The sequence below is a fragment of the Oxalicibacterium sp. genome (assembly GCF_035565035.1).
In the GTDB taxonomy this organism is placed as follows: domain Bacteria; phylum Pseudomonadota; class Gammaproteobacteria; order Burkholderiales; family Burkholderiaceae_D; genus Oxalicibacterium.
This window is the reverse complement of record NZ_DATMTD010000060.1, coordinates 1-11,886: the sequence shown is the minus strand read 5'-3', so window position 1 is coordinate 11,886 and position 11,886 is coordinate 1. Positions and strand designations below refer to the sequence as shown.

Below are 11,886 nucleotides of genomic sequence, written 5' to 3'. Positions count from 1 at the left end.
ATCAATCTACTTACTTCTTTTTGACCGGCGGCAAATCCGTGCACACCCCTTCAAACACTTCCGCCGCCATCCCGATCGATTCGCCCAGAGTCGGATGCGGATGAATCGTCTTGCCGATATCGACTGCGTCAGCGCCCATTTCGATTGCCAGCGCAATCTCGCCGATCATGTCGCCAGCGTGCGTGCCGACGATACCGCCACCGACGATGCGATGTGTCTCGGCGTCGAACAGCAGTTTGGTGAAGCCTTCGTCACGGCCGTTCGCAACGGCGCGGCCTGATGCAGCCCACGGGAACAAGCCTTTTTCGAGCTTGATGCCTTTGGCCTTGGCTTCGTCTTCGGTAACGCCGACCCATGCGACTTCCGGATCGGTGTAGGCAACGGATGGAATCACGCGTGCGTCGAAGTAGGCTTTCTCGCCGGCTGCGGCTTCTGCGGCAACGTGTGCTTCATGCACGGCTTTGTGCGCGAGCATCGGCTGGCCGACCAGATCGCCGATGGCGAAGATGTGATGCACGTTGGTACGCATTTGCGCATCGACTTCGATGAAGCCGCGATCGGTCACCGCAACGCCTGCCTTGTCGGCGGCAATCTTCTTGCCGTTCGGGCTGCGGCCGACAGCCACAAGCACCAGATCGTAGACCTGCGGTTCTGGCGCGGTGCCGCCTGCTTCTGCTGCTTCGAAAGAAACCTTGATACCTTCTTTCAACGCTTCGACTGCGACGGTCTTGGTCTTCAACATGATCTTGTCGAAGCGCTTTTCATTAAACTTCTGCCAGACCTTGACCATGTCGCGATCTGCGCCCTGCATCAGGCCGTCCATCATTTCGACGACGTCGATACGTGCGCCGAGTGTGGAATAGACGGTGGCCATTTCCAGACCGATGATGCCGCCTCCGATGACGAGCATGCGCTTCGGTACCTGACGCAATTCCAGTGCACCGGTCGAGTCGACGATGCGCGGGTCTTGCGGAACGAACGGCAGATTCACGACGGAGGAACCGGCGGCGATGATGGCTTGCTTGAATTGCACAGTTTTTTTGCTGCCGTCGGCTGCGGTCACTTCGATATGGTTCGGTCCGACGAACTGGCCGACGCCTTGCACGACGTTGACCTTGCGCATCTTGGCCATGCCGGCCAGACCCGTGGTCATCTTGCCGATGACCTTTTCCTTGTAGCCGCGCAGCTTGTCGATATCGATCTGCGGCTTGCCAAAGGTGACGCCGTGTGCGGCCATGGATGCCGTTTCGTCGATGACTGCGGCGACGTGCAACAACGCCTTCGATGGAATACAGCCGACGTTCAGACAGACGCCGCCAAGCGTCGCGTAACGTTCGATCAACACCGTGGACATGCCAAGATCGGCCGAACGGAAAGCTGCCGAGTAGCCGCCGGGACCGGCGCCGAGAACCATCATGTCGCATTCGATATCGGCCTTGCCGCTGAAGCTGGCGACGGCAGGCGCTGCACTTGCGGGCGATTGAGGTTGTGCGGGTGCGGGCGCTGGCGCTGCCGGTGTCGATGTTTTGGCTGGCGCAGATGCGGTTGTAGCCGCGGCCGGCGTAACAGGTGCACTCGCAGCGACTTCCAGCGTCAGCAATGGCGATCCCTCGCCGACCTTGTCGCCCAGTTTTACTTTCAATGCCTTCACGACACCGGCGTGGCTGGACGGAATTTCCATGCTGGCCTTGTCGGATTCGACCGTGATCAGGGACTGGTCGACCTTGACCGTATCGCCCACATTCACCAGGAGTTCGATGATTTCAACTTCCTTGAAGTCGCCGATATCCGGAACCGTTACTTCAACCGTTCCGCCGGAAGCGGCGGGTTGCGCTTTTGCCGGCGCCGCAGCTGTGGCTGGAGCGGATGTAACTGCAGGCGCAGAAGCCGTCGAAGCAGCCGCGGGCTTCGACGCAGCCGGTGTTGCAGCAGGAGCCGAAGGCGCCGGCGCTGCGGCCGCTTCGCCTTCCAGAATCAACAGCAATGAACCTTCCGCGATCTTGTCGCCGAGCTTGACCTTCATTTCCTTGACGACACCGGCGTGGCTCGCCGGAATTTCCAGACTGGCCTTGTCGGATTCGACCGTGACCAACGACTGATCGACCTTGACGGTATCGCCGACCTTGACCAGCAATTCGATTACTTCCACTTCCTTGAAATCGCCGATGTCGGGGACTTTCACTTCAATCGTGCTCATCGCTTTCGCTCCGTATTGTTGTTTCGTCGTCCGCATCACGTGAAGCGGAACAAGTTGTTATCTGAATGCGTGTAAATGACGCCGGTCAGCAATGATCTATTTCTGCATCGGAAAACTGATGATCTGAAAAGGTCCTGCCGTACTCTTGTCGAACTCTGCACCGGCATTGACACCAATCTCTGCGATATCACGCGCGGTTGCCGCACCGTCGTAAGCTGCATACATCGCGCCCAACGCAAAGTTGCGTCCGCTGCCAATACCCCAAAAACGATCGAAACTGAAGACTTCACGATACGAATACACGCCGTAGATACCGCTCGGATTGGCTACCAGCGCGGCAATCTGCGACGATTCATACGGATCGTCTTCCTCTTCTTTCGTATTCAGGAAATATTGCTCCTTCAGAATCTGGTGCACTTTGCTGAACGTATCAAAAACTTCATCGCGCGTATCGAGTTTGCAGTCTTCGCCCATACCGGTCAGCAGCTTGCGCATGACAGGAAAATGCGCTGCCGTACCGGCCAGCGTGACGTAAGACTCGCCGATCTGGAACATCTTGTTGTTGGCCTCGTACGCGTTCGACAGACGCGTATCGCCGAATGTCACCAGCGAATCGCAGGCAATCGCAATTTCATTGTTCTTCTTGACGACGACGCAGGTTGTCATGCGCGGAACTCCTTACAGCAACGACTTGCGCAAATCGGCCAGCATTTCGCTCAGATAAGTGACGAAGCGTGCCCCCTGCGCGCCATCGATCACGCGGTGATCGTACGACAGCGACAACGGCATGATCAGGCGCGGCACGAACTGCTTGCCGTCCCAGACCGGTTTCATCGATGTACGCGACAGACCGACGATCGCCACTTCCGGTGCGTTGATCAGCGGCGTGAAGTAGGTACCGCCAATGCCGCCCAGCGACGAAATCGTGAAGGTTGCGCCCTGCATGTCAGCCGGTTTCAATTTGCCGTCACGCGCCTGTGCGGAAAGATCGCCCATTTCCTGTGCGATCTGCGTAACGGTTTTCTTGTCGGCGTCCTTGACGACCGGCACGACCAGACCTTGCGGCGTGTCGGCTGCAAAACCGATGTTGTAATACTGCTTGAGGATCAGGTTCTCGCCCGCTTCATCGAGCGATGAATTGAATTCGGGATGTTTCTTCAGCGCGGCAACGCAGGCCTTGATGACAAAGGCGAGCAGCGTGACCTTGACGCCCGATTTGGCCAGCGCTTCATTGCTCGACTTGCGCAGCGCTTCGAGTTCTGTCACGTCCGCCTCATCGTACTGCGTGACGTGCGGAATCATGACCCAGTTGCGATGCAGGTTCGGACCGCTGATTTTCTTGATGCGCGACAGCGGTTGCAGCGTGGTCGGGCCGAATTTCGAGAAGTCCAGCGATGGCCACGGCAACAGGCCTAAACCGCCACCCTCTGCTTTTGCAACTGGTGCCGCGGCAGTCGGTGCAACTGCAGAACCGGAAGCCACGACAGACTTGACGAAGCCCTGCACGTCTTCCTGGGTGATACGTCCTTTTGGACCGGAGCCGGCAACCTTGCCAAGATCAACGCCGAGTTCGCGTGCGAACTTGCGGATCGATGGCGACGCATGCGCCTTGCTCGATGCCGCACTTTGCGGTGTCGCCGATTGCGGTGTCGCCGGCTGAGGTGCGGCCTGCGGAGCTGCCTGTTGAACCGCAGCCACGGGCTGAGGCGCAACTGGAGTGGCGACTGGTGCCGCAGCGACAGCAGCAGGTGCAGGTTCCTTCGGTGCTTCTTCCTTCTTCGCTTCCGGCGCTGGCGCTGCAGGAGCAGCCGCCTTTTCTTCCGCTGCCGCTTCCACCGTCAGAATCAGCGAACCTTCGGCGACCTTGTCACCGAGCTTGACCTTGATTTCCTTGACGACACCGGCTGTGCTGGATGGGATTTCCATGCTGGCCTTGTCGGACTCTACCGTGATCAGCGATTGATCGACCGCGATCGTGTCACCGACCTTGACCAACAGTTCAATGATTTCGACTTCCTTGAAATCGCCGATATCCGGGACTTTGACTTCCATCATGCTCATTATTTTTCTCCGCTTGTTTGCGTACCGCCATCATGACTGCGGGGAAGCAGCTGCTGCGCATGCTGCATTCCCCGATCAGTCAGAGGAAGAATCTCTAACAGGAATTACTGCGTGACAGGATTTGCCTTGTCCGGATTGATGCCGTATTTCGCGATGGCCTGGGATACGACCGATGCTGCAATCGCCCCTTCATCCGCCAGCGACTTCAATGCGGCAATGGTGACGAAGTAGCGATTAACCTCGAAGAACTCGCGCAGTTTCGCACGACTGTCGGAACGACCGAAACCGTCGGTGCCGAGCACCTTGTACGTACGACCTTTCGGTACGAAAGCGCGTACCTGCTCGGCGAACGTGCGCATGTAATCGGTTGCGACGACGATTGGACCTGCCGTGTCCTGCAGCGACTGCGTGATGTGTGCAACGCGTGGCTTGTCGGCTGGATGCAGCATGTTCCAGCGTTCGACATCCTGACCGTCACGTGCCAGCAGCGTGAACGATGGCGCGGACCAGATGTCGGCAGTAACACCCCAATCGTCCTTGAGCAAATCGGCAGCAGCAATCACTTCGCGCAGGATGGTGCCGGAGCCCATCAGCTGCACGCGGTGCTTCGCTTTCTTCGCACCTTCCTGGAGCAGGTACAGACCTTTCAGGATGTTCGCTTCCTGGCCTTCTTTCAAACCTGGTTGCGCGTAGTTCTCGTTCATCAGCGTGATGTAGTAGAACACGTCTTCCTGATTCTCGACCATGCGCTTCATGCCGTCATGCATGATGACGGCGACTTCGTGCGCGAAGGTTGGATCGTAGGGAATGCAGTTCGGAATCGTCGACGCCATGATGTGGCTGTGGCCGTCTTCGTGCTGCAGACCTTCACCATTCAGCGTGGTGCGACCGGCGGTGCCACCGAGCAGGAAGCCGCGTGCGCGCATGTCGCCCGCTGCCCATGCCAGATCGCCGATACGCTGCAGACCGAACATCGAGTAGAACGTGTAGAACGGGATCATCACGCGGTTGTTCGTCGAGTACGACGTTGCGGCTGCGATCCACGATGCCATTGCGCCGGCTTCGTTGATGCCTTCCTGCAGAATCTGGCCGGCCTTGTCTTCGCGGTAGTAGCTGACCTGATCTTTATCGACCGGCTCGTACAACTGACCTTGATGGTTGTAGATACCGATCTGGCGGAACAGACCTTCCATACCGAAGGTACGCGATTCATCGACCAGAATCGGCACCACGCGCTTGCCGAGATTTTCATCACGCAACAACATGGTCAGGAAGCGCACGTACGCTTGCGTGGTCGAGATTTCGCGGCCTTCTGCAGTCGGATCGAGGATCGCCTTGAAAGTCGACAGTGCCGGCACCGGCAATTTTTCATCGGCTTGGGTGCGACGTTGCGGCAGGTAACCGCCGAGTGCCTTGCGACGTTCGTGCAGGTATTTCATTTCCGGGGCGTCGTCGTCCGGCTTGAAGAACGGTACGTCGGCCAGATGCTCGTCGGCGATCGGCAGCGCGAAGCGGTCGCGCATTTCGCGCACGGCTTCGTCGTCCAGTTTCTTGGTTTGGTGCGCGGTGTTGCGGGCTTCGCCCGACTTGCCCATGCCGTAGCCCTTGACAGTCTTGACCAGCAAGACGGTCGGACGGCCTTTGTGTTCCTGTGCATTCTTGAAACCGGCGTAGATCTTGTGCGGATCGTGGCCGCCGCGAATCAGGTGCCACAGATCGTCGTCGGACATGCGCGAGACCATTTCCAGCAGCTTTGGATGCTTGCCGAAAAAATGCTTGCGCACGTACGCGCCGTCTTTTGCCTTGTAGTTCTGGTATTCGCCATCCAGCGTTTCCATCATCACGCGTTGCAGGATGCCTTCTTTATCCTTGGCGAGCAGCGGATCCCAGTTGGAACCCCAGATGATCTTGACGACGTTCCAGCCGGCGCCGCGGAATTCGCCTTCGAGCTCTTGGATGATCTTGCCGTTGCCGCGCACCGGACCGTCCAGACGCTGCAGGTTGCAGTTGATGACCATGACGAGGTTGTCGAGCTGTTCGCGACCGGCCACGCCGATTGCGCCCAGCGATTCAACTTCATCCATCTCGCCGTCGCCGCAGAAGACCCAGACCTTGCGGTTGTCGGTTTTCGCCAGATCACGCGCCTGCAAATATTTCAGGAAGCGCGCCTGATAGATCGCCATCAACGGGCCGAGGCCCATCGACACGGTCGGGAACTGCCAGAATTCCGGCATCAGCTTCGGATGTGGATACGACGACAGGCCATTGCCATCGACTTCGCGACGGAAGTTGATCAGTTGTTCTTCGCTCAAGCGACCTTCAAGGAAAGCGCGAGCATACACACCAGGTGACGAGTGACCTTGAATGTAAAGCAGGTCGCCGCCATGATCTTCGGTCGGTGCATGCCAGAAGTGGTTGAAGCCGATTCCCAGCATGTTCGCCAGCGAGGCGAAGCTGGAAATGTGACCGCCCAGATCGCCGTCGACGCGATTGGCCTTGACGACCATCGCCATCGCGTTCCAGCGCATCCACGAACGCAGGCGTTCTTCGTACTCCAGGTTGCCCGGGCACGGCTCGCTCATTTCTGCGGGAATCGTATTGACGTACGCCGTGGTCGGCGAGAATGGAACCTGCGCACCGCGACGGCGCGCCAGATCGATCATGCGCTCAACGAGGTAATGGGCGCGGTCCGGGCCTTCGGTTTCGATGACCGCTTCGAGAGCATCCAGCCACTCTTGCGTTTCCATCACATCGGGATCATTGGCGGCTTGGGCCAATACCTGGTCGAGCTGGGCTGACATAATAGTCTCCTGAATTATCTTGAAGCCGTCCTTTGTAAAAACGGCCAAGGATGTTTTAAGCGATTGCACATTGTCATGTGAACGGCTCGGAGTTTAACAGCAGTTTTTAGTATTTTCAAATTGCGATATCATTTTCCATAATGTGAAATTATGTGGCGTAGCAACATGTTTCGCAGCACTTTCGGCAATCGGACTGGATCACTTGGATACCGATATAAATAGAAGTACTACATAACGGTCCGGACAAGCGCGCCACCCTCCTTCTATATAATCAGACCTTCTTCGCATTCAACGTTCAACTTCACATTCATTCTTTTTCATGACCGCACAAATCATCGATGGCAACCTGCTTTCCCAACAACTACGTGTCGACGTCGCCAAACGTGCCGCAGCCTTGACGGCCAAAGGCAAACAACCCGGTCTTGCCGTAATTCTGGTCGGCGAAGATCCCGCCTCGCAGGTGTATGTGCGCAACAAGGTCAAGGCCTGCGAAGACAACGGTCTCTTCTCTTTACTCGAAAAATATGACGTCGATTTGACCGAAGCCGCCTTGCTGGCGCGCATCGATGCACTGAATAAAGATCCGAAAATCCACGGCATCCTCGTGCAAATGCCGTTGCCGAAACATATCGATCCAACCAAGGTGATCGAAGCGATCTCGCCACGCAAGGACGTCGACGGCTATTCCGTCCTGAGCGCCGGCGAACTGCTGACCGGCCTCGACGGCTTCCGCCCATGCACGCCATACGGCTGCATGAAACTGATCGAAAGCACAGGTACCAGCCTGAAAGGCAAGCACGCCGTCGTCGTCGGTCGCAGCAATACCGTCGGCAAGCCGATGGCGCTGCTGCTATTGCAAGCCAATGCGACCGTCACCATATGTCATAGCGGAACCCCGGATCTTGGTTATCACACGCGGCAGGCAGATATCGTGGTTGCCGCTACCGGTCGTCGCAATACCTTGACGGCCGACATGATCAAACCCGGAGCCATCGTCATCGACGTCGGCATCAACCGTGACGACAACGGCAAGCTGTGCGGCGATGTCGATTTCCATAACATCAAGGAAGTGGCCGGCCACATCACGCCCGTTCCAGGCGGTGTCGGTCCCATGACCATTACCATGCTGCTCGTCAACACCATCGAAGCGGCGGAAAGAGAACACTGATGAACATTGCCCTGAACCCGCTGCTGGATTTTTCCGATCTTCCGCAATTCGCATCGATCAAACCCGACCATATCGGACCGGGGATCGACAGCCTGCTCGAGCAGTGTCGTGACGTCGTCAAGGAGCTTGAAGCTCAGACCGCGCAAGTTACATGGGAAAACTTCGTCGCACCGCTGGAAGATGCCACAGAAAAACTCGGCCGCGCATGGGGCGTCGTCGGTCATCTGAATGCGGTCGTCGATACGCCGGAACTGCGCGCCGCGTATAACGAAAACCAGCCGAAGATCACCGAATTCTGGACCGCGCTGTCGCAGAATCTCGTTCTCTTTACCAAATACAAGGCATTGCAACTCGGCCCTGATTACAACGGTTATTCGGTTGCACGCAAGAAGATCATCGAAAACGCCGTGCGCGATTTCCGCCTCGGCGGCGCAGAACTGAGCGAAGAGCAAAAACAGCGCTTTGCGGAAATCCAGGAAAAGCAGGCAGCGCTGCAAACCAAATTCTCCGAAAACATCCTCGACGCCACCAACGACTACGCCTTGTTCGTCGAAAACGAATCCGAACTTGCCGGCCTGCCGGACGACGTCAAGCAAGCTGCACGTGCCGCCGCGGAAAAAGACGAAAAACCCGGCTATAAATTCACGCTGCACTTCCCGTCCTATTTCCCGATCCTGCAATATGCGGACAACCGCAATCTGCGCGAAACGATTTATCGCGCCAATGCAACCAAGGCATCGGATCAAGCAAATCATCCAGAATGGGACAACACGCAGAACATCGTCGACATCCTGAAACTGCGCGATGAGGAAGCAAAGCTGCTGGGGTATAAAAACTTTGCCGAAGTGTCGCTGGTACCGAAAATGGCGCAAACGCCGGATCAGGTCATCGGCTTCCTGCAGGATCTCGCAAAACGCGCACGCCCGTTTGCAGAAAAGGATCTGGCCGAGCTGCGTGCTTTCGCGCAAAAGGAACTCGGCATCGAACAGATGGAAGCATGGGACGTGACCTATGCGTCGGAAAAACTGCGTGAGCAGCGTTACGCGTTTTCCGAACAGGAAGTGAAGCAGTACTTCCCTGAACCGAAAGTCATTGCAGGATTGTTCCGCACCATCGAAACGCTGTTTTCCGTTTCGGTCAAACCGGACGAAGCGCCGGTCTGGCATCCGGACGTCAAATTCTTCCGCATCGAGAAAAACGGCGCGCTGATCGGACAGTTCTATCTCGATCTGTACGCACGCAACGGCAAACGCGGTGGCGCATGGATGGACGATGCGCGCGGCCGCCGTCGCGTCGGACAACGATCGGAACAGCAAACCGAAACCCGCATCCAGACGCCGATCGCCTATCTCACCTGCAACTTCACCGAACCAGCGACCGTCGACGGCAAGGTCAAACCGGCATTGTTCACGCACGATGAAGTCATCACGCTGTTCCACGAATTCGGCCACGGTCTGCATCACATGTTGACGCAAGTCGAGGAAGTCGGTGTCTCCGGCATCAACGGTGTCGAATGGGACGCGGTCGAACTGCCGTCACAGTTCATGGAAAACTTCTGCTGGGAATGGGATGTGCTGCAACACATGACGTCGCACGCCGATACCGGTGCAGCGTTGCCGCGCGCGCTGTACGACAAGATGATCGCCGCCAAGAACTTCCAGTCCGGCCTGCAAACCTTGCGTCAGGTGGAATTCTCGCTGTTCGACATGCACGTGCATTACGACTACAACCCGAACGGCAAGCAATCCGTTCAGGACGTATTGAACGGTGTACGGGCGCAGGTTTCGGTGATGACGCCGCCGGCATTCAATCGCTTCCAGCATTCGTTCTCGCACATCTTTGCCGGTGGCTATGCGGCCGGTTACTATAGCTACAAGTGGGCGGAAGTCCTGTCGGCCGATGCTTATGGCGCATTCGAGGAAGCCGGCAAGGCAGACGGCAACGTGTTGTCGGCAGCCACCGGTGCTCGCTTCCTGCGCGAAATTCTGGCAATGGGCGGATCGCGTCCGGCAATCGAATCGTTCAAGGCATTCCGCGGTCGCGAACCGGCCATCGATGCATTGCTGCGTCACAGCGGCATGGCGGCCTGATCGACATCGCTCATCAGGCATCGACGCCGTGATTGGTATTGATGGCCGGAATTGATTTGCAATGCTTGCGTTCAAAAACGGGGACGATGAAAATGAAAAACAGATGGTCATTGCTGTTGCTGTCGCTCGTGGTTTCGGCCAGTGCGCATGCACAACTCTATAAATGGGTCGGGCCGGACGGCAAGATCACGTACAGTGATACACCGCCGCCCTCTTCTGCAAAAAAAGTGGAAGAAAAATCCGTCACCACCAATAGCGCCTCCACCGCAGGTCTGTCGTTCGAACTGGCGGAAGCCGTGCGCAACAATCCGGTCACGCTTTATACGACAAGCAATTGCGAAGCCTGCGACAGCGGCCGCACCATCCTGACCGGACGCGGCATTCCGTTCACGGAAAAAACCGTCACCAGCAATGAAGACATCGCGCGCCTGAAACAGGCCGGCGGTACGCAACAGTTACCGTTTCTGACCATCGGGTCGAAAAAGCAGACCGGTGCCGATCCGGATGCATGGAACGCGGCGCTGACGGCTGCCGGCTATCCGGCGACAAATCAATTGCCCCGTACGTATCGCAATCCGCCACCGCAAGCCGCCGCACCAAAGAAAGCCGCCGAGCCGAAACCCGCAGAAGCAACTGAAACGCCATCGACGCCAAGCGACCGTCCGCCTGCCGCCGGTAATGCACCACCGGGTTTCCGTTTTTGATTCATTTCTCTAACTTTTTGAGCGACTCATCTCGCAACCATTTTCTGCAGCCATGACGCGTATCGATTTCCACAGCAATGTTCCCAGCAAGATCGCCTACGCCTGCCGTCTCGCCCGCAAGGCGCGCAACGCCGATTTTCGCATCGTGATTCTTGCGAAGGATCGTGCGCAACTGGCGGAACTCGACGATCTGCTGTGGACGTTCTCGGAACAGGACTTCTTGCCGCACGTGAACATGAATGACGCGCTCGCCGTACAGACGCCGATTCTGCTGACCGACGATCCTGCGATGGAGTCGCCGCATCATCAGATACTGATCAACCTGTCCGACGCACCGCCGACTCATTTCGCACGTTTCGAACGCATGTTCGAAATCGTGTCTTCGGAAGATACGGACAAATCTGCCGGACGCGAGCGTTACAGTTACTACAAGCAACGCGGTTATCCGTTGACCCATTTCGTCGCCGAGAACACATGAACAAATCCGCACAAGACGCCGGCATTCCGGTTCTGACCGAAATCATCGAACCGCCGCAAGTCGTGCCCCGCGTGGAAGAAACGCCAGTCATCTACGAAAATCCGGTTGAAGATGCGTTACCGGCCGATTCCACCGCGCCGATCAACGGCTGGCTCGACGAGGAATGGACGCGGATGGAGCAAAAAGTCAGTGCCCGCACGCTGACGCAATTGATGGAGCACATCAATCCGGTACTCGAACAGCAGGTTCGCGACGGCCTCGCTGCCAGCATCGAAGGTGCGGTTGCCGACATTCGCCGCAACCTGCAGCAAACTTTGGAACAACTGGTCAGAGAAGCGGTAGCGCAAGAGATCGAAAAACTCCAGCTTTCCAAAGAATAAGTATTTC

Annotated in this window: 9 protein-coding genes; 5 read left to right on the top strand and 4 right to left on the bottom strand. The window is 57.1% G+C overall.

Annotated features, from left to right (window positions below; genetic code table 11):
* Positions 1 to 10: 10 nt before the first annotated feature.
* The 4 genes from lpdA to aceE all read right to left on the bottom strand — a co-directional run bounded on the left by lpdA (position 11) and on the right by aceE (position 7,059).
* Positions 11 to 2,197, bottom strand: a complete 2,187-nt coding sequence (gene lpdA / locus VN114_RS05405) for a dihydrolipoyl dehydrogenase (protein ID WP_325512759.1) — start codon at positions 2,195 to 2,197, stop codon at positions 11 to 13.
* 96 nt (positions 2,198 to 2,293) lie between these two features.
* Complete coding sequence (locus tag VN114_RS05400; protein WP_325512757.1) at positions 2,294 to 2,863, bottom strand: MFS transporter; 570 nt, start codon at positions 2,861 to 2,863, stop codon at positions 2,294 to 2,296.
* Positions 2,864 to 2,875: 12 nt separating this feature from the next.
* The gene (gene aceF / locus VN114_RS05395; RefSeq protein ID WP_325512755.1) at positions 2,876 to 4,258 is read right to left on the bottom strand and encodes a dihydrolipoyllysine-residue acetyltransferase; all 1,383 of its coding nucleotides are present in this window, start codon (positions 4,256 to 4,258) and stop codon (positions 2,876 to 2,878) included.
* Positions 4,259 to 4,362: 104 nt separating this feature from the next.
* Complete coding sequence (gene aceE, locus VN114_RS05390) at positions 4,363 to 7,059, bottom strand: pyruvate dehydrogenase (acetyl-transferring), homodimeric type (RefSeq protein ID WP_325512753.1); 2,697 nt, start codon at positions 7,057 to 7,059, stop codon at positions 4,363 to 4,365.
* A gap of 319 nt (positions 7,060 to 7,378) precedes the next feature.
* Here aceE and folD point away from each other — a divergent pair, with 319 nt between their 5' ends.
* The 5 genes from folD to VN114_RS05365 all read left to right on the top strand — a co-directional run bounded on the left by folD (position 7,379) and on the right by VN114_RS05365 (position 11,879).
* Complete coding sequence (gene folD, locus VN114_RS05385; protein WP_325512752.1) at positions 7,379 to 8,227, top strand: bifunctional methylenetetrahydrofolate dehydrogenase/methenyltetrahydrofolate cyclohydrolase FolD; 849 nt, start codon at positions 7,379 to 7,381, stop codon at positions 8,225 to 8,227.
* Entirely contained in the window at positions 8,227 to 10,317 is a 2,091-nt protein-coding gene (locus tag VN114_RS05380) for a M3 family metallopeptidase (protein ID WP_325512751.1), read from the top strand. Before folD ends, VN114_RS05380 begins: the two co-directional genes overlap by 1 nt.
* Before the next feature lie 92 nt (positions 10,318 to 10,409).
* Complete coding sequence (locus VN114_RS05375) at positions 10,410 to 11,021, top strand: glutaredoxin family protein (protein WP_325512749.1); 612 nt, start codon at positions 10,410 to 10,412, stop codon at positions 11,019 to 11,021.
* A 52-nt stretch (positions 11,022 to 11,073) separates the two neighbouring features.
* Positions 11,074 to 11,499: a DNA polymerase III subunit chi gene (locus VN114_RS05370; RefSeq protein WP_325512747.1), complete on the top strand. Its 426-nt coding sequence runs from the start codon at positions 11,074 to 11,076 to the stop codon at positions 11,497 to 11,499.
* Positions 11,496 to 11,879, top strand: a complete 384-nt coding sequence (locus tag VN114_RS05365; protein WP_325512745.1) for a hypothetical protein — start codon at positions 11,496 to 11,498, stop codon at positions 11,877 to 11,879. Before VN114_RS05370 ends, VN114_RS05365 begins: the two co-directional genes overlap by 4 nt.
* The last annotated feature ends 7 nt before the right edge of the window (positions 11,880 to 11,886 follow it).

Coding starts and splice junctions, on each gene's coding strand:
- lpdA (WP_325512759.1), bottom strand. CDS start 2,197: ATGAGCACGATTGAAGTGAAAGTCCCCGACATCGGCGATTTCAAGGAA.
- VN114_RS05400 (WP_325512757.1), bottom strand. CDS start 2,863: ATGACAACCTGCGTCGTCGTCAAGAAGAACAATGAAATTGCGATTGCC.
- aceF (WP_325512755.1), bottom strand. CDS start 4,258: ATGAGCATGATGGAAGTCAAAGTCCCGGATATCGGCGATTTCAAGGAA.
- aceE (WP_325512753.1), bottom strand. CDS start 7,059: ATGTCAGCCCAGCTCGACCAGGTATTGGCCCAAGCCGCCAATGATCCC.
- folD (WP_325512752.1), top strand. CDS start 7,379: ATGACCGCACAAATCATCGATGGCAACCTGCTTTCCCAACAACTACGT.
- VN114_RS05380 (WP_325512751.1), top strand. CDS start 8,227: ATGAACATTGCCCTGAACCCGCTGCTGGATTTTTCCGATCTTCCGCAA.
- VN114_RS05375 (WP_325512749.1), top strand. CDS start 10,410: ATGAAAAACAGATGGTCATTGCTGTTGCTGTCGCTCGTGGTTTCGGCC.
- VN114_RS05370 (WP_325512747.1), top strand. CDS start 11,074: ATGACGCGTATCGATTTCCACAGCAATGTTCCCAGCAAGATCGCCTAC.
- VN114_RS05365 (WP_325512745.1), top strand. CDS start 11,496: ATGAACAAATCCGCACAAGACGCCGGCATTCCGGTTCTGACCGAAATC.